Annotated in this window: 13 protein-coding genes; 11 read left to right on the top strand and 2 right to left on the bottom strand. The window is 70.0% G+C overall.

Annotated features, from left to right (window positions below):
- Positions 1-655: 655 nt before the first annotated feature.
- A complete protein-coding gene (locus tag ABNK63_RS01465; protein WP_350016484.1) occupies positions 656-1,948 on the bottom strand; it encodes a cytochrome c in 1,293 nt (430 codons plus the stop codon).
- Positions 1,945-2,700 (bottom strand): c-type cytochrome, encoded by a 756-nt coding sequence (locus tag ABNK63_RS01460; protein ID WP_350016483.1) that lies wholly within the window; start codon positions 2,698-2,700, stop codon positions 1,945-1,947. Before ABNK63_RS01460 ends, ABNK63_RS01465 begins: the two co-directional genes overlap by 4 nt.
- A gap of 398 nt (positions 2,701-3,098) precedes the next feature.
- Between ABNK63_RS01460 and ABNK63_RS01455 the strand changes: the two genes are divergently transcribed.
- From ABNK63_RS01455 to ilvB, 11 genes are all read left to right on the top strand, one after another.
- The gene (locus tag ABNK63_RS01455; protein ID WP_350016482.1) at positions 3,099-4,250 is read left to right on the top strand and encodes a homoserine dehydrogenase; all 1,152 of its coding nucleotides are present in this window, start codon (positions 3,099-3,101) and stop codon (positions 4,248-4,250) included.
- Entirely contained in the window at positions 4,247-5,239 is a 993-nt protein-coding gene (locus tag ABNK63_RS01450; protein ID WP_350016481.1) for a homoserine kinase, read from the top strand. Before ABNK63_RS01455 ends, ABNK63_RS01450 begins: the two co-directional genes overlap by 4 nt.
- A complete protein-coding gene (gene thrC, locus ABNK63_RS01445) occupies positions 5,236-6,555 on the top strand; it encodes a threonine synthase (RefSeq protein WP_007808741.1) in 1,320 nt (439 codons plus the stop codon). The genes ABNK63_RS01450 and thrC overlap by 4 nt, the downstream gene beginning before the upstream one ends.
- A gap of 452 nt (positions 6,556-7,007) precedes the next feature.
- Entirely contained in the window at positions 7,008-8,606 is a 1,599-nt protein-coding gene (locus ABNK63_RS01440) for a 2-isopropylmalate synthase (RefSeq protein WP_350016480.1), read from the top strand.
- Positions 8,603-9,553 (top strand): branched-chain amino acid transaminase, encoded by a 951-nt coding sequence (locus tag ABNK63_RS01435; RefSeq protein WP_350016479.1) that lies wholly within the window; start codon positions 8,603-8,605, stop codon positions 9,551-9,553. The genes ABNK63_RS01440 and ABNK63_RS01435 overlap by 4 nt, the downstream gene beginning before the upstream one ends.
- Entirely contained in the window at positions 9,553-10,962 is a 1,410-nt protein-coding gene (gene leuC, locus ABNK63_RS01430) for a 3-isopropylmalate dehydratase large subunit (protein ID WP_350016478.1), read from the top strand. Before ABNK63_RS01435 ends, leuC begins: the two co-directional genes overlap by 1 nt.
- 82 nt (positions 10,963-11,044) lie before the next feature.
- On the top strand, positions 11,045-11,626 hold the full coding sequence (gene leuD, locus ABNK63_RS01425) for a 3-isopropylmalate dehydratase small subunit (RefSeq protein ID WP_350016477.1): 582 nt from the start codon (positions 11,045-11,047) through the stop codon (positions 11,624-11,626).
- Positions 11,623-12,801 (top strand): 3-isopropylmalate dehydrogenase, encoded by a 1,179-nt coding sequence (gene leuB / locus ABNK63_RS01420; RefSeq protein ID WP_007808731.1) that lies wholly within the window; start codon positions 11,623-11,625, stop codon positions 12,799-12,801. Before leuD ends, leuB begins: the two co-directional genes overlap by 4 nt.
- Positions 12,802-13,085: 284 nt before the next feature.
- Positions 13,086-14,789, top strand: a complete 1,704-nt coding sequence (locus tag ABNK63_RS01415) for a dihydroxy-acid dehydratase (RefSeq protein ID WP_350016476.1) — start codon at positions 13,086-13,088, stop codon at positions 14,787-14,789.
- Entirely contained in the window at positions 14,786-15,796 is a 1,011-nt protein-coding gene (gene ilvC / locus ABNK63_RS01410) for a ketol-acid reductoisomerase (RefSeq protein WP_350016475.1), read from the top strand. Before ABNK63_RS01415 ends, ilvC begins: the two co-directional genes overlap by 4 nt.
- Positions 15,797-15,976: 180 nt before the next feature.
- Entirely contained in the window at positions 15,977-17,803 is a 1,827-nt protein-coding gene (gene ilvB / locus ABNK63_RS01405; protein WP_350017174.1) for a biosynthetic-type acetolactate synthase large subunit, read from the top strand.
- The last annotated feature ends 61 nt before the right edge of the window (positions 17,804-17,864 follow it).

The following is a 17,864-nucleotide window of genomic DNA, read 5'->3' as shown; positions in this document are numbered from 1 at the left end:
CGCCTCCCTGAGGCCGAAATCAAGCCATTCGCAGGGCTCCGAAGAGCAAGAGCGACCCCACCCCAAACCCTTTCTGCGACCGACGGAAGTCCCTTCAGAGGCAGGCAGGGGGGGGAGACAGGCGAGGCGCTGCCGCACGCCTCAGACGAACGACGCGCACCGTCACTCGTTTGTGCCCGTCGACAGCCCTGCCGACGGCAGACTTTCCGCCTTCGCTCTTCGCTCTTCGCTCTTCGCTCTTCGCTTTTCAGCTCTCGCAACCGCGCAGCGGTTGCGCACCGAGTGCGGGCCACGATGGCCCGCTGCTCTACCCGGGGCCCCTCTGCAGCGGCGGGCGGGTGGAGGATCAGCCCGCAGGGTGGTCGGCATGGATGCCGACCAGTTTGGCGTCAGTCCATGGATGGACTGTCGACAAACCCCGTAACCCGCACGCGGACCTTGCGGACAGGATGTCCGCAAGGCGCGGAAGCGGGGTGGCCTTTCTCTTGGGTTACTTTCTCTTTGGCCACTCAAAGAGAAAGTGACTCGCCCTCCGAAGGAGGACGAAAGCTTTTGCTCTTGATGACGGCAAGGCACGAAGAATCAAGGAAGCAAGATCAAAAGCAGACCCCACCCCGGCCCTCCCCTGCAAGCAGGGGAGGGGGAAAGGCGCGCCTCAATCGATCGGCGTATGCCGATACGTGCTCACGTCCGCGGCTTGCACTGCCCCCGCCTGGTTCGACCACGACTGGCGGATGTAGCTGACCACCGCCGCGACGTCCTCGTCGCTCAGTTGCTGCGCGAACGGCGGCATCGAATAGGGCTGGGGGTTGCCCGCGGTGACCGGGGCGAAGCCGCCCAGCAGCACGCTGCGGGTGGCGTTGATGCCGGTGGGTTCGGTGACCGAAGTGTTGCCGTCCAGTGGCGGATAGATGCCGGCCACGCCCTGGCCGTTGTCGCCGTGGCAGTCGGCGCAGCGCTGGGCGTACAGCTTGCCGCCCTGCTCGTGGCTGGCCGCGCGCTTGAACGGCGCGGCGGCCACGGCCGGTGCGCGTGGCGGCAGCGATTGCAGATAGACGGCTATCGACTGCAGGTCGGCGTCGGTCATGTGCTGGGTGCTCAGGCGCACCACGTCGGCCATCGGTCCGAAGGCGGCTCCTTTCGACGACTGGCCGGTCTTCAGCAGGTCGACGATGTCCGGCGCACTCCAGCCCGCGAGGCCGCCGCCGGCCTGGGTGCTGAGGTCGGGCGCGTACCAGTTCATCGCCGGGATCTGGCCGCCGGTGAGGTGGCGATCCTGCTCGATGCCGCCCAGCGAATCGCGCGTGGTGTGGCATTCGTTGCAATGGCCCAGGCCCTGCACCAGGTAGGCACCGCGGTTCCATTCGGGTGACTTCGCCGGTTCGGTCTGGAACACGCCCGGCTTGAAGTACAGCGCACGCCACGCCAGCAGGCTTTTGCGCACGTTGTACGGAAAGTCGAGGCCAGGCTCGCTGTTGGGGCGCTGCACCGCCGGCAGCGATTTCAGGTAGGCGAAGATCGCCAGCGCGTCGTCGCGGGTGACCCTGGTGAACGAGGTATAGGAGAACACCGGATACAGCAGCTGGCCATGGCGACCCCTGCCGTCGTGCAGCGCGCGCCAGAAGTCGTCGAAGTTCCACTGGCCGATGCCGGTTTCCGGATCGGGCGTGATGTTCGGCGCGGGCACGTCGCCGAACGGCGTGGCCAGCGCGCGACCACCGGCGTAGCGCTGGCCGTCGCGGGCGGTGTGGCAGGCCGCGCAATCGCCGGCGGTGGCCAGGTATTCGCCCCGCGCGATGATGGCCGGATCATGCAGTGCGGCGGCATCGGCATCACGCTGCGCCGGCGACGACGTTGCCAGCTGGCCGCGACCGGCGAACACCCACGCCAGCACGCCGACCAGCAACAGCAAGGCCAGCCACCACCAGCCACGTCGCAGCCGGTTCATGGCGCCACCCCGCTGTGGCCCATCACGCACCAGCCGGGCAACGGCTCGGTCTGCGCACTGGCCGGTGCCGGGTGCAGGTCGGACGGCGGTTGCTGACTGGCCAGCCATGCCGCTACCGCGGTGATGTCGGATTCGCGCATGCGGTTGGCCACCACGCCCATGCAATACGGGCCTTCAGCCGCGCGGGTGCGGGTGCGCCACGACACCAGCTGCGCGCTGAGGTAGTCGTAGGACAGGCCCATCAGCCCGGGCATCATCGGCTGCACGCCGGTCAGTTTCGCGCCGTGGCAGCTGACGCACGACGGCACGCCGCGGGTGGAGTCGCCGCGCAGCACCAGCTGTTCGCCGCGGCGCAGGGTTTCGCTCGATACCGGCGGCACCGGCAGCTTGCGATACGGCACGTCCTGCTGCGCGAAGTATTCGGCGATCTGCCGCAGATAGGCCGGACCGAGCTGGCGCACCACGTATTCCATCGGCGCGTGCTGGCGCTGGCCGGTCTGGAAGTATTCCAGCTGCTGCAACAGATAACCCGCCGGCTTGCCGGCCAAGCGCGGGATCAGCACGTTGTCCGGCGTGCCCGCACCGTGTGCGCCATGGCAGCTGGTGCACGCGGCGACGCGTTGCTCGGTGGTGTCGGGCACCGGCGCCGCGGCGCTCTGCGGGGTGGCGGCGGACGCCGCGGCGCCGGCGCCGAAGGCGAGCAGCACGACGCCCGCGCGGAGCTTCGTGCGCAGGGAAAGGGACAGGTTCATCCGCCAATTGTAGGCCTGCGCAAGCGGCCGCTTCGGGCTCGCGACAACCTGCCGCAGGCCGGCGGCGTCGCCATTCCGCCCGGTTCCCGCCACGAAAAGGTTGCAGATGAATCTGTTGACCGCGGCGCAGCAATCCCCGTAAGGTCGAGCACATGTCGCCGCTTTCCACGCCCGCACGCATGCACCGCGCACCGGTCCACACCGGTCGCATGGCGTCGTGCGCCGGCGTTGTCGCCGCGATGACCACCACCACGATTACCACCGGTACCGGTACCACGGGTTCCGGGCGGGGTGTCGTGCGTAGGTAAGTTTTCTACACGCAACGGCCCGCCCTCGACGAGGCGGGCCGGCTCACACCGACACGCCAGCGAGATCGGGCCTCCAAGGGAGAGGCCGTCGTGATCACCTGTGCACCCGAGCAAGTCCAGCATTTTCCGTTGCGGCCGCCGATGCCGCCACACACCGCCAGCACGCGTCGCCGCGTGCTGGCGATCGGCGTGATCGGTCCCGGCCGGGTCGGCAGCGCGCTGCTGGAACAGTTGCGCACGGCGCAGGCACGACTGGCCCGCGACAGCGGACTGGAACTGAAGCTGTGCGGCGTGGTGGCCAGCAAGCGCATGTGGCTGGACTGCGACGACGCCGAGCTCAACGCCCGCCACGACGGCGCGCAGGTCTGGCGGCCGAATGACCTGGACGCGTTCGCCGAACACGTCCGCGGCAACGACGGCCGCCACGCCCTGCTGATCGACTGCAGCGCGAACGACGAGGTGGCGGCGCACTATCCGCGCTGGCTGGCCGGCGGCCTGCACGTGGTGACACCGAACAAGCTGGCCGGCAGCGGGCCGCTGCCGCGCTGGCAGGCGATCCGCGCGGCCTGCGCCGGCGGCGCGCGCTTCCGCTATGAGGCCACCGTCTGCGCCGGCCTGCCGGTGGTGCAGACGCTGCGCGACCTGCTCGACACCGGCGACGAGCTGCTGGCGGTGGACGGCATGTTCTCCGGCACCCTGGCCTGGCTGTGCAACCGCCACGACGGCCGCCAGCCGTTCTCCGCGCTGGTGCGCGAGGCGCATGCGCTGGGCTATACCGAGCCCGATCCGCGCGATGACCTGTCCGGCCTGGACGTGGCGCGCAAGCTGGTGATCCTGGCGCGCGAGGCGGGCTGGCCGCTGTCGCTGGAGGATGTCGATCTGCAGGGCCTGGTGCCGCCGGCGCTGGCCGCGCTGCCGCGCGACGACTTCATGCAGCGGCTCGACGAACTGGACGCGCCGATGGCCGCGAAGCTGGCCGAGGCGCATGCCGAAGGTGGCGTGCTGCGCCACGTGGCCCGGCTCGACCGGCACGGCCGCGCCAGCGTGCGGCTGCAGGTGCTGCCCGCCAGCCACGCCTTCGCGCATACCCGGCTGACCGACAACATCGTGCAGTTCACCACCCGTCGCTACTGCGATAATCCGCTGTCGGTGCAAGGCCCCGGCGCCGGTCCGGAAGTGACCGCCGCCGGCGTGTTCACCGACCTGCTGCGCATCGCCGAGTCGCTGGAGGCGCGCGCATGAACTCCTCCTTGTCGGAACCCGTCATGGCTTCATCGCACCCCGCCGCCCGCCCGCCCGTCGCCTGCGCCTTCGCCCCCGCCAGCGTTGGCAACGTCGGCGTCGGCTTCGACCTGCTCGGCCACAGCGTGGCCGGCGCCGGCGATCGCGCCGAAGTGCGTCGCATCGACGAGCCGGAGGTGCGCATCGCGGCGATCCACGGCTGCGTCACCGACCTGCCCACCGACCCGCGCGCAAACACCGCCGGCACCGCCCTGCTCTCGCTGCGCGCCGCGCTCGACCTGCCCTGCGGTTTCGAACTGGTGCTGCACAAGGGGATCGCGCTGGGCTCGGGCATGGGCGGCTCGGCCGCCTCGTGCGTGGCGGCGCTGGTGGCGGCCAACGCCCTGCTCGACCCGCCGCTTTCGCGCGAGGCGCTGTATGCGTTCGCGCTGGACGGCGAGGCGGTGGCCAGCGGCAGCCGGCACGGCGACAACCTGGGCTCGATGCTGCTCGGCGGGCTGGTGCTGGCCACCCACGAGCGCCTGCTGCGCATCGACGTGCCCGACGCCTGGCACTGCGCGCTGGTGCATCCGCACGTGGTGCTGGAAACGCGCAGGGCCCGCGCGGCACTGGCCGGCAACTACGCGCTGGGCGAGTTCGTGGCGCAAAGCACCCATCTCGCCCTGGTGCTGGCCGGCTGCTATCGCGGCGATGCTGCACTGGTGCGCGAGGGCTTGAAGGACGTACTGGTGGAGCCGCGCCGCGCGCCGCTGATCCCCCATTTCGCGCAGGTGAAACAGGCCGCGCTCGATCACCACGCCCTGGGCGCCAGCATCTCCGGCGCCGGCCCCAGCGTGTTCGGCTGGTACGACAACCGCCGCGACGCCGAGGCGGCCAGCGTGGCGATGCAGGCCGCGTTCGCCGACGCCGGGCTGGACAGCGATGCGTGGGTGTCGCCGGTCAACGGGCCGGCGGCCACGCTGATCGATTCGCTCGGGGACGACGCATGAACGCGTCCATCCGCTACCACAGCACCCGCAGCGCCGCGCCGACCGTGCCGATCAGCCAGGCGATCGCCGCCGGGCTGGCGCCGGATGGCGGACTGTACGTGCCCGAACGGCTGCCGCGCCTCGACCCGGCCACGTTCGACCCGCACGGCACGCTGGCCGACACCGCCGCCACCTTGCTGGCGCCGTTCTTCGCCGGCGATGCCCTGGCCGACGACCTGCCCGCGATCTGCGCCGAGGCGTTCACCTTCGACGCGCCGCTGCGCGCACTGCCGGCGCATCCGGGCACCTTTCTGCTGGAGCTGTTCCACGGTCCCACCTCGGCGTTCAAGGATTTCGGCGCACGCTTCCTCGCCGCCTGCCTGCGTCGTCTGCCACGCAGCGATGCGCGACCACTGACGATCCTGGTCGCCACCTCGGGCGACACCGGCGCCGCGGTGGCCGCAGCGTTCCATCGCCAGCCGAACGTGCGCGTGGTGATCCTGTATCCCGATGGCCTGGTCTCGCCGCGCCAGGCGCACCAGCTCGGCTGCTTCGGCGACAACGTGACCGCGTTGCGCGTGGCCGGCCGCTTCGACGACTGCCAGCGCATGGTCAAGGCCGCGCTCAACGACGCCGAACTGCAGGCACAGATGCCGCTGTCCTCGGCCAACAGCATCAGCCTCGGCCGCCTGCTGCCGCAGATGAGCTACTACGCCCATGCCGCCCTGGGCTGGTGGCGCGAACACGGCACGCCGCTTGACTTCATCGTGCCCACCGGCAACCTCGGCAATGCGCTGGCCTGCCTGTGGGCGCGCGAGATCGGCTCGCCGATCGGCGAGGTGCAACTGGCCTGCAACGCCAATGCGACGTTGCCGGAGTTCTTCGCCGGCGAGGACTACCGGCCGCGCGAAGCGGTGGCCACCATCGCCAACGCGATGGACGTGGGCGCACCCAGCAATTTCGAACGGTTGCGCTGGACGTTTCCCGACGAAGCGGCGTTGCGCCGGCTGCTGCTGGCGCAGAGCGTGGACGACGACACGATCCGGCAGACCATCCGTCAGCATGCGCGCGGGCAAGGCGAGGTGATCTGCCCGCACACCGCGACGGCCATGCACCGTCTCGACCGGCTGCGCGGCAGCGGCGACCAGCGGCCCTGGGCCGTGGTGGCCACCGCCCACCCGGCCAAGTTCGAAAGCATCGTGGAGCCGCTGATCGAGCATCCGGTCGAGGTGCCCGCGGCACTGGCGAACATGCTCGCGCGCCGGTCCCATGCCGAACCCGTCGCCGCCAGCGATACCGCGCTGCGCGCCCGATTGTTGGCCGCCTTCGAAGCCTGATGTGCCGACCCGGGGCGTCTTGCAGGGCGCGCGGAACGCCACCGATTCGGCAGGGTTCGACCGGGATGCGGATTTCGCCGATGGTTTCATCTGCATCCATTTGGACGGATAGCCGTCCGAACGCGATTTTGACCGCTTAGAAGATTTCGTCATAAGATTTTTGTTGACAGCCGATGCGGGCATCGCTTACGGTCGATCACATGTCGCAGCGCAACAGCCACCGCAGCCTCGCCAATGGAAACCGTCTCCTGACGGTTGCCGGCCTGCTGCAGGCTCGCGGCACGCTCCTTCTTGCCCTCGTACTCGTACTCCTCATTACCAACGGAGGTGCGGGCTGAGGGCATGTGTCCAGGTAAATAGAAAACACCTGAAAACACCCAAAGAACCCCGCACCCGGTAACGGATGCGGGGTTTTTTTATGCCTTCGGCGACGCCCACACAGCGGAGCCATGATGAAAAACCCCGACCAGCACGACGCCCCCGCCAGCGACGACGACGTAGTCGCCGAACGCGTGCGGATCTTCGACACCAGCTTGCGCGACGGCGAACAGGCACCCGGTTTCTCGATGGACCGGCGGGCCAAGCTGCGCATGGCGCAGCAGCTCGAGGCGCTGGGCGTGGACGTGCTCGAGGCCGGCTTTCCACAGGCTTCGCCAGACGATTTTGCTGCGGTTGCGGAAATCGCCGGCACGCTGAAAAGCACCACGGTATGCGCCCTGGCGCGTTGCCAGGATGGCGACATCGACAGCGCCGCCCGCGCGCTGCAGGCGGCCCGGCACGCGCGCATCCACCTGTTCCTGTCGACCAGCCCGCTGCACCGCGAACACAAGCTGGGCATGAGCAGGGCGCAGGTGCTGGACACCGCGGTGCGCGCCATCGAACGCGCCCGCGACCATTGCCACGAAGTGGAATTCTCCGCCGAGGATGCGCTGCGCACCGAGCCCGAATTCCTGGCGGAGGTGTTCAGTGCCGCGGTGGCGGCCGGCGCCACCACGCTGAACGCGCCGGACACGGTGGGCTACACCACGCCGTCGGAAATCGTGGCGCTGTTCGAGTACCTGCGCCGCCACGTGGCGGGAGCGGAGCGGGTGATCTTCTCCAGCCATTGCCACGACGACCTGGGCATGGCGGTGGCCAACAGCCTGGCCGCGGTGAGCGCGGGCGCGCGCCAGGTGGAATGCACCATCAACGGCATCGGCGAGCGCGCCGGCAACGCCGCGCTGGAGGAAGTGGTGATGGCGCTGAAGGTGCGTGCGCCGCACTTCGGGGTGGACACGCGCATCGATACGCGCCAGCTGTATCCGACCTCGCGCCTGCTCACCGAGCTGACCGGCCAGGCGGTGCCGCGCAACAAGGCGATCGTGGGCGCCAACGCGTTCGCCCATGAATCGGGCATCCACCAGCACGGCATGCTGAAGCATCGCGGCACCTACGAAATCATGCGGCCGCAGGACGTGGGCATCGCCGCGACCAGCCTGGTGATGGGCAAGCATTCCGGCCGCGCCGCGCTGCGCCAGCGATTGCAGGCGATGGGCTACACGCCCGACGACGCCGCGCTGGACGACATCTTCACCCGCTTCAAGATCCTCGCCGACCACGGCCGCGAGCTGCACGACGAAGACCTGGAAGCGCTGGCGCTGGGCCGCGACCCGGACGCCGACGGCCCGTGGCACCTGGTGCAGTTGCACGCCAACTCGCACTTCGGCGGCAGCGCGTCGGCGTCGGTCAGGTTGAGCCACGACGACGGGCATCACGCCGCCGAAGCGGCGATCGGCGATGGCCCGGTCGACGCCGTGCTGCGCGCGATCGAACGCGCCACCGGCACGCCGCTGGAACTGACCCGTTTCCAGATCGACGCCATGGGCGAAGGCGCCGACGCGCCGGGCCATGCCCAGTTGAGCGCCCGCCATGCCGGACGCGACTGGCGCGGCCACGGCGACAGCACCGACATCGTCGAAGCCGCCGCGCTGGCCGCGCTGCTGATCGTCAATCGCATCGAACAACAGGCGTCCGCCGCCCCCGCCACCCGCAACCTGGGAGCCACCGCATGAACCCTGGCCACACACCTTTCGTCTGGCACAACGGCCGGATCAAGCCGTGGGCCGAGGCCAACGTCCACGTCAGCGCCCACGCGCTGCACTACGGCTCGTCGGTGTTCGAGGGCGAGCGCGTCTACGCCACGCCGCGCGGGCCGGCCTACTTCCGCCTGGCCGAGCACACGCGGCGGCTGTTCGAATCGGCCCGCGTCTACGAGATCGAGGTGGGCTACAGCGAGGACGAGATCAACGCCGCCTGCCTGGAGCTGATCCGCGCCAACGCGATGCCGTCGGCCTACGTGCGGCCGATCGTGTTCCGCGGCGCCGGCGGGCTGGGCGTGCTGGCGAAGGCGGACGCGCCCGTCGACGTGGCGCTGATCGCGCTGAACTGGGGCGCGTACCTGGGTGAGGCGGCCGAGCGCGGCGCCGACGTCTGCGTGTCCTCGTGGAACCGTCCCGCGCCGAACACCATCCCGAGCTGGGCCAAGGCCGGCGGCAATTACCTGTCGAGCCAGCTGATCGGGCTGGAGGCGCGCCGCAACGGCTACGACGAAGGCATCGCGCTGGGCCACAACGGCCTGCTCAGCGAAGGCGCCGGCGAAAATCTCTTCGTGGTGAAGCGCGGCAAGCTGCTCACCCCGCCATCCAGCGCCGGCATCCTGGCCGGCATCACCCGCGACAGCGTGATCACCCTGGCCGCGGACCTGGGCATCGTGGTGGAAGAACGCGAGCTGCCCCGCGAGGCGCTGTATTCCGCCGACGAAGTGTTCATGACCGGCACCGCCGCCGAGATCACCCCGGTGCGTTCGGTCGACCGCAAGGCGATCGGCAAGGGCATGCCCGGGCCGATCACCAAGGCGCTGCAGCAGGCCTTCTTCGGGCTGTTCGACGGCCGCACCGAAGATCGCCACGACTGGTTGAGCCTGGTGCACAACAAAGCTACGGCACAGGAGGCTGCGTAATGGCCGAGACGCTCTTCGAAAAAATCTGGAACACCCACGTCGTCGCCGCCGAAACCGCGGACACGCCGGCGATCCTCTACGTCGACCTGCACCTGGTGCACGAAGTCACCTCGCCGCAGGCGTTCAGCGAACTGCGCCAGCGCGGGCTGAAGTTGCGCCGGCCCGATCGCATGCTGGCCACACTGGATCACTCCACCCCGACCCTGCCGACGAACGACGACGGCAGCCGGCCGTATGCGAACGCCGAGGCGCAGGCCCAGGTCGCGCAACTGGAGGCGAACTGCGGCGAGTTCGGCGTCGAGCTGCACGGCTGGGACAGCGAAGACCGCGGCATCGTGCACGTGATCGGCCCCGAGCTGGGCGCCACGCAGCCCGGCATGACCATCGTCTGCGGTGACAGCCACACTTCCACCCATGGCGCATTTGGAGCCTTGGCGTTCGGCATCGGCACCACCGAGGTGGGCCACGTGATGGCCACGCAATGCCTGCTGCAGCGCCGGCCCAAGACCATGGCGATCCATGTCGACGGCCAGCTGCCGCCGGGCGTGGGCGCCAAGGACCTGATCCTGCACATCATCGGCACGATCGGCGTCGACGGCGGCACCGGCTACGTGCTGGAGTACCGGGGCGCGGCGATCGAGGCGCTCACGATGGACGAGCGCATGACCGTGTGCAACATGTCGATCGAGGCCGGCGCACGCGCCGGGCTGATCGCCCCGGACGACACCACGTTCGCGTGGCTGAAAGGACGTCCCCGTGCACCGCAAGGCGAAGCGTGGGAGCACGCGGTGGCGCAATGGCGCGCGCTACGCAGCGACGACGGCGCACGCTACGACCGCGAGGTGCGCATCGACGCCGGCGCGGTGAAACCCACCGTCACCTACGGCACCCATCCCGGCATGGCGATCGCGATGGACGCGCCGGTGCCGGCGGCGACGAATGCGCAGGAACGCCGCGCGCTCGACTACATGCATAGCCGCCCCGGCCAGCCGATGCAGGGCACGCCGGTGGACGTGGTGTTCATCGGCAGCTGCACCAACTCGCGGTTGTCCGACCTGCGCGAAGCGGCCCGCGTGCTGCGTGGCCGCCGCGTCGCCGACGGCGTGCGCATGCTGGTGGTGCCCGGCTCCGAGGCGGTGCGCCGCGACGCCGAGCGCGAAGGCCTGCACCACCTGTTCACCGCCGCCGGCGCCGAGTGGCGCGTGCCCGGATGCTCGATGTGCATCGCCATGAACGGCGACCTGGCCCAGCCGGGCCAGCTGGTGGTGTCCACCTCCAACCGCAACTTCGAGGGCCGCCAGGGCAAGGGCGCGCGCACCGTGCTGGCGAGCCCGGCGACCGCGGCCGCCAGTGCGGTGGCCGGGCGCATTGCCGATCCACGCGAGTACCTGGTGGAGGTCGCGGCATGAGCATGAGTACGACCCGCTCCGCTTTGCCCCCTCCCCTGCAAGCATGGGGAGGAGCCAAGGCTGCCAGTTCGAGGAGATCCGAATGAAACCCGTCACCCATATCCAATCCCGCACCGCCGTGCTGCCCGACGAGAACATCGACACCGATCGCATCATCCCGGCGCGCTTCCTCACCACCACCACCCGCGAGGGACTGGGCCAGCTGTGCTTCCACGACTGGCGCTACCAGGCCGATGGCAGCGACAACCCGGCCTTCCCGCTGAACCGGCCGGAGGCGCGCGGCTGCTCGATCCTCGTCGCCGGGCGCAATTTCGGCTGCGGCTCCTCGCGCGAACACGCGCCGTGGGCATTGCTCGATTACGGCATCCGCGCGGTGCTGTGCAGCGAGATCGCGGACATCTTCCGCGGCAACGCGCTGAAGAACGGCCTGCTCGCCATCGTCATCGACGAACTGGAGCACCGCTGGCTGCTCAAGCATCCGGGCATCGAACTGGCGATCGATGTGCGCGAACAGTTCATCGCCCTGCCCGACGGCGGCCGCATCCCGTTCCGCCTGGAGCCGTTCGCGCGGCATTGCCTGCTCAACGGCGTCGACCAGCTCGGCTATCTGCTGCAGCACGAAAAGGCGATCGCCCATTACGAACAACAGGAGCAAGCAGCATGAAAGCCCGCATCGTTACCCTGCCCGGCGATGGCGTCGGCCCCGAGGTCACCGCCGCCGCGGTGGCCGTGTTGCATGCCGTGGCCGCGCGCTACGGGCACGAGTTCGTCTTCGACGAGCAGCTGATCGGCGGCGGCGCCATCGATGCCACCGGCGAGCCGCTGCCGTCCGCTTCACTGGCGGCGTGCCAGGCCGCCGACGCCGTGCTGCTGGGCGCCGTGGGCGGCCCGAAGTGGTCGGACCCGAACGCGCCGGTGCGACCCGAGCAGGGCCTGCTGGCCTTGCGTGCCGCGCTCGGCGTGTACGCGAACCTGCGGCCGCTGCAGGTGCATCCGTCGCTGGCCAACCTGTCGCCGCTGAAGAACGACCGGCTCCGGCATGTCGACGTGCTGTTCGTGCGCGAGCTTACCGGCGGCATGTACTTCGGCGCACGCACGCGCAGCGCCGACGCCGCCACCGACGAGTGCAGGTACACCGTGGCCGAGATCGAGCGCGTGGTGCGCCGCGCCTTCGAGCTGGCCCGCGATCGCCGCCGCCACGTCACCTCGGTCGACAAGGCCAACGTGCTGGAGACCTCTCGGCTGTGGCGCAGCACGGTGCAGCGCATCGCCGCCGACTACCCCGACGTGAAGCTCGAACACCAACTGGTCGACTCGATGGCGATGCTGCTGCTGACCCGGCCGAACCGCTACGACGTGGTGGTCACCGAGAACCTGTTCGGCGACATCCTCACCGACGAGGCCGCCGCGCTGGCCGGCTCGCTGGGGCTGCTGCCGTCAGCGTCGCTTGGCGATCGAGCCCCCTCATCCGGCCCTGCGGGCCACCTTCTCCCGGCAACGGGAGAAGGGAGTTCGGTGCGGCCTGCGGCCGCCTCGACCCTCATGGGCCTGTACGAACCGATCCACGGCTCGGCACCCGATATCGCCGGCCAGGGCGTGGCCAACCCGGTCGGCGCGATCCTCTCCGCCGCGCTGCTGCTGCGCCACTCGCTGCAGCTGGAGGCCGAGGCGGTCGCGATCGAGGCGGCAGTGGAGCAGGTGCTGCGGCACGGCCCGCACAGCCGCGACATCGGCGGACAGGCCGGCACTGCCGAGGTGCTCGATGCGGTGCTGGCCGCGATCGAGGATCACGCCGACAACGCCGCCGCGTTCTTCTGCGGAGCGCGCGCATGCGGCTGATGCGCACCCACGCTTTCCCCGGCGGACACACGGAGGTGTCCGCGCTTTCTGCTGCCCCTGGCGTGCCAGCGGCCAGGACGGTTCGTGGTCGCCGTGATGGCGCCGCCCCCTGTCCCGTCCGGCCAACCTCCCTCTGCACGCCGGGGGCGCTTTTTTTTCGGACTTCCGCGGTCCAGGCGAGCTCGCTTCGATGAGCTTTACGGCGAGCACCCGCCCCTCATCCGCCCCTTCGGGGCACCTTCTCCCCAGCGGGGAGAAGGGAATTTGTCCTTCGGAGCTTTTCCATGCGCAGTGACCTGATCAAGAGCGGCCCCGACCGCGCTCCCGCCCGCGCGATGCTGCGCGCCACCGGCCTCGACGATGCGGCGATCGCGCGGCCGCTGGTGGCGGTGGTGCATACCTGGTCGAACGTGAGCCCGTGCAACCTCAACCTGCGCGAGCTGGCGGTCGAGGCCGCCGCCGGCATCCGCGCCGCCGGCGGCACGCCGGTGGAGTTCAACACCATCGCGGTCACCGACGGCATCGCGATGGGCACGCCCGGCATGCGTTCGTCGCTGATCAGCCGCGAGGTGATCACCGACTCGATCGAGCTGGCGGTGGACGGCCACTGCCTCGACGCGATGGTGGTGCTGTGCGGCTGCGACAAGACCATTCCCGCCGCGGCGATGGCGATGGCGCGGCTGGATATCCCGGCGGTGGCGCTGTACGGGGGCACCATCGCGCACGGCACCCACGACCACCATCCGATCACCGTGCAGCAGGTGTTCGAGGCGGTCGGTGCGCACGGCGCGGGCAGGATCAGCGACGAGGAGCTGACCGCGGTCGAGCGCGACGCCTGCCCCGGCGCGGGCGCCTGCGGCGGCCAGTTCACCGCCAACACCATGGCGATGGTGCTGACCACGATGGGCCTGTCGCCGGTCGGCTTCAACGACATCCCCGCCACCCATCCGGCCAAGGGCGCGGCGGCGTTCCGCTGCGGCGAACTGGTGATGGAATGCCTGCGCGCGAACCGCACGCCGCGCGCCCTGATCACCCGCACCGCGATGCGCAACGCCGCCCGCATGGTTGCCGCCACCGCGGGCTCCACCAACGCGGTGCTGCACCTGCTGGCGATCGCCCGCGAGGCCGGCGTCGAGTGGACGCTGGAGGATTTCGAGCCGGCCTCCGTGCACACGCCGGTGATCGCCGACCTGCTGCCCGGCGGCCGCTACACCGCGGTCGAACTGTTCGGCGCCGGTGGCAGCGCGCGGGTGGCGCAGGAGCTGATCGCCGCGGGCATGCTGGAGGACACGCCCACCGTCACCGGCCGCTCGCTGTTCGACGAAGTCGCCGCGGCGCCACGCGCCGACAACCAGGACGTGGTGCATCCGGTCAGCGCCCCGCTGAAGCCGCGCGGCGGCTACTCGATCCTGTACGGCAACCTGGCGCCGGAAGGCTGCATCCTGAAGATTCCCGGCAAGAGCGGCAGTTTCGAAGGTACGGCGCGCGTCTTCGAGAGCGAGGAAGAAGCGTTTGCCGCGGTACAGGGCGACCGCATCCGCGCCGGCGACGTGCTGGTGATCCGCAACGAGGGCCCCGCTGGCGGCCCCGGGATGCGCGAGATGCTCGGCGTCACCGCGGCCCTGGTCGGCCGCGGCCTGGGCGATGACGTGGCCTTGATCACCGACGGCCGCTTCTCCGGCGCCACCCACGGTTTCATGGTCGGCCACGTCGCGCCCGAGGCGGCGCGCGGCGGACCGATCGCCCTGCTGCGCGACGGCGATCGCATCGCCATCGATGCCGGCCAGCGCGAACTGCGCACCGACGCCGACCTCGCCGCACGCCGCGCGCACTGGCAGCCACCGGCACCGAAGGTCAGCCGCGGCGCACTGGCCAAGTACGCGCTGCTGGTCGGCTCGGCCTCCGACGGCGCCACCACCCACCCCGACACCCGTGTACCCGACCGCACGCCACGCACTGAAACATCCAACCAGGGAGCTACCGCATGAGCAGCCATTCCATCCTCGCCTCTTCCCGCATCGCCGTGCTCGGCTACGGCAGCCAGGGCCGCGCGCACGCGCTCAACCTGCGCGACTCCGGCCTCGACGTGGTGATCGGCCTGCGCCCGAACGGCCCCACCTCGCACAAGGCGAAAGCCGACGGCTTCACCGTGCTGGAACCGGCCGAGGCCGTGCGCGGCGCCGACCTGGTCGCCGTGCTGACCCCGGACATGGTGCAGCCGGCGCTGTACCGCGAGGCGATCGAGCCGAACATCAAGTCCGGCGCCGCGCTGCTGTTCGCGCACGGCTTCAACGTGCACTTCGGGCAGATCAATCCGCGCAGCGACATCGACGTGATCCTGGTCGCGCCGAAAGGCCCCGGCGCGCTGGTCCGCACCGAGTACGAACGCGGCCGCGGCGTGCCGTGCATCTGGGCCGTGCACCAGGACGCCAGCGGCCAGGCCGAGGCGAAGACGAAAGCCTACGCCGACGGCATCGGCGGCGGCCGCGCGATGATCATCAAGACCGACTTCAAGGAAGAGACCGAGACCGACCTGTTCGGCGAGCAGGCGGTGCTGTGCGGCGGCGCCAGCGAGCTGGTGATCGCCGGCTTCGAGACGCTGGTCGAGGCCGGCTACCAGCCGGAGATCGCCTACTACGAGGTGATGCACGAGCTGAAGCTGATCGTCGACCTGTTCTACGAGGGTGGCCTCAGCAAGATGCTCGAGTTCGTCTCCGAGACTGCGCAGTACGGCGACTACGTCAGCGGCCCGCGGGTCGTCGACGCCGGCGTGAAGGCACGCATGAAGGACGTTCTCACCGACATCCAGGACGGCACCTTCGCCCGCAACTGGACGGCCGAATACGCCGCCGGCCTGCCCAACTACAAGCGCCTGAAGCAGGCCGACCTGGATCACCCGATCGAACAGGTGGGCGCGAAGCTGCGCGCGCGGATGCCGTGGTTGCAGCCGAACACCGCACCCGCCGCCGTCGCGCCGCTGAAGAAGGCCGGCTGAGCCACCTTGCTCCTCCCCCTGCACCGCAGGGGGAGGTTGGGAGGGGGTAACGCTCCTGACTTTGACTTGAAGATCAAGAGCACCCCACCCCGACCCTCCCCCGCTGCGCAGGGGAGGGAGCACGGCATCGAATCTTTGGGGACTTTTCCTGTGAATGCACCCGCACTGCAAGCCGAAACCATGACCGACCGGCATCCGCTGGCCGGCCAGCACATGAGCGGCGCCGAAGTGATCGTGCAGGTACTCGCCGACGAGGGCGTGGGCGTGCTGTTCGGCTATTCCGGCGGCGCGATCCTGCCGGTGTACGACGCGGTATTCCGCTACAACGCCCTGCACCCGCGCGCCGATGGCAGCGAGCCGATGCCGCTGATCGTGCCGGCCAACGAGCAGGGTGCAGGATTCATGGCGGCCGGCTACGCGCGCGCGTCGGGCAAGGTCGGCGTGGCCATCGTCACCTCCGGGCCGGGTGCCACCAACATGGTCACGCCGGTGCGCGACTCGATGGCCGACTCGATCCCGCTGGTGGTGATCTGCGGCCAGGTCGGCACCGCGGCGATCGGCAGCGACGCATTCCAGGAGGCCCCGATCAGCAACATCATGGGCGCCTGCGCCAAGCACGTGTTCCTGGTCACCGACGCGGCGCAACTGGAAGCGACCCTGCGCACCGCATTCACCCTGGCACGCAGCGGCCGGCCCGGCCCGGTGGTAGTGGACGTGCCCAAGGACGTGCAGAACGCCGCGCTCGCCTGGCGCGGCAGCGGCGAGCTGGCGCTGGCCGGCTATCGCGCGCGGCTGCGTGCGGTGGAGCAGTCGGCGCTGGGTGACGCCGAGTGCGCGGCGTTCTTCGCCGCGCTGATGCAGGCGCGGCGGCCGCTGATCTATGCGGGCGGTGGCGTGATCGCGGCGGAGGCCGCCGCTGCGCTGCGCGCCTTCGTCGACGCGTTCGGCCTGCCGGTCACCACCACCCTGATGGGACTGGGCGGCTTCGACAGCACCGACCCGCTGGCGCTGCACCTGCTCGGCATGCACGGCACCGCGTACGCGAACTACGCGGTGGAGGATTGCGACTTCGTGCTGGCGCTGGGCGCGCGCTTCGACGATCGCGTGGCCGGCGTGCCGCACAAGTTCGCCCCGCAGGCGAAGTTCATCGCCCAGGTCGACATCGATCCGGCCGAGATCGGCAAGGTGAAGCAGGTCGACTGGCACCACGTCGGTCCGCTGAAGCGCGCGCTGGAGCGGCTCACCGCTTACGGCCGCAGCCATGGCCTGCGGCCGGGGCTAGACGCCTGGCACGCCCACGTGGCCGAACTGAAACGCGTGCACGCGATGAACTACGACCGCGCCAGCGCGTTGATCCAGCCGTACGCGGTGATCGAGGCGATCAACCGCCACGCCCAGGGCCGCGCCATCGTCAGCACCGGCGTCGGCCAGCACCAGATGTGGGCGGCGCAGTATTTCGACTTCCGCGCGCCGCGGCACTGGCTGACCTCCGGCTCGATGGGCACGATGGGTTTCGGCCTGCCCGCGGCGATCGGCGCGCAGTTCGCCCATCCGGACAAGCTGGTCATCGACATCGACGGCGACGCCAGCATCCGCATGAACATCGGCGAGCTGGAGACGGTCACCACCTACAACCTGCCGCTGAAGATCGTGGTGCTCAACAACGTCGGCGACGGCATGGTGCGGCAGTGGCAGAAGCTGTACTTCAAGGGCCGTTTTGCCGCGTCGGACAAGAGCCTGCACAAGAAGGATTTCGTGCTGGCCGCCCAGGCCGACGGCTTCGGCTGGGCGCGGCGGCTGGAGCGCGTGGACGAACTGGAGCCGGCGATTGCCGACTTCCTCGCCTTCGACGGCCCGGCCTTCCTGGAAGTGATGATCGATCCCGACGCCGGCGTGTATCCGATGGTCGGCCCCGGCGCCAGCTACGCGCAGATGATCACCGGCGAGTTCATTGCGTCGCGTGCGGCACCGGTCAAGCGCGAGACCGCTGCATCGCACATGTTCTGAGCTTTTGACTTTTCCCTTTTCCAACCTGGAAACCTTCAACACCGTCATTCCCGCGAAAACG

Source organism: Rhodanobacter sp. IGA1.0 (assembly GCF_040208325.1).
In the GTDB taxonomy this organism is placed as follows: Bacteria; Pseudomonadota; Gammaproteobacteria; order Xanthomonadales; family Rhodanobacteraceae; genus Rhodanobacter; species Rhodanobacter spathiphylli.
This window is presented reverse-complemented; position numbering and strand designations above follow the sequence as displayed.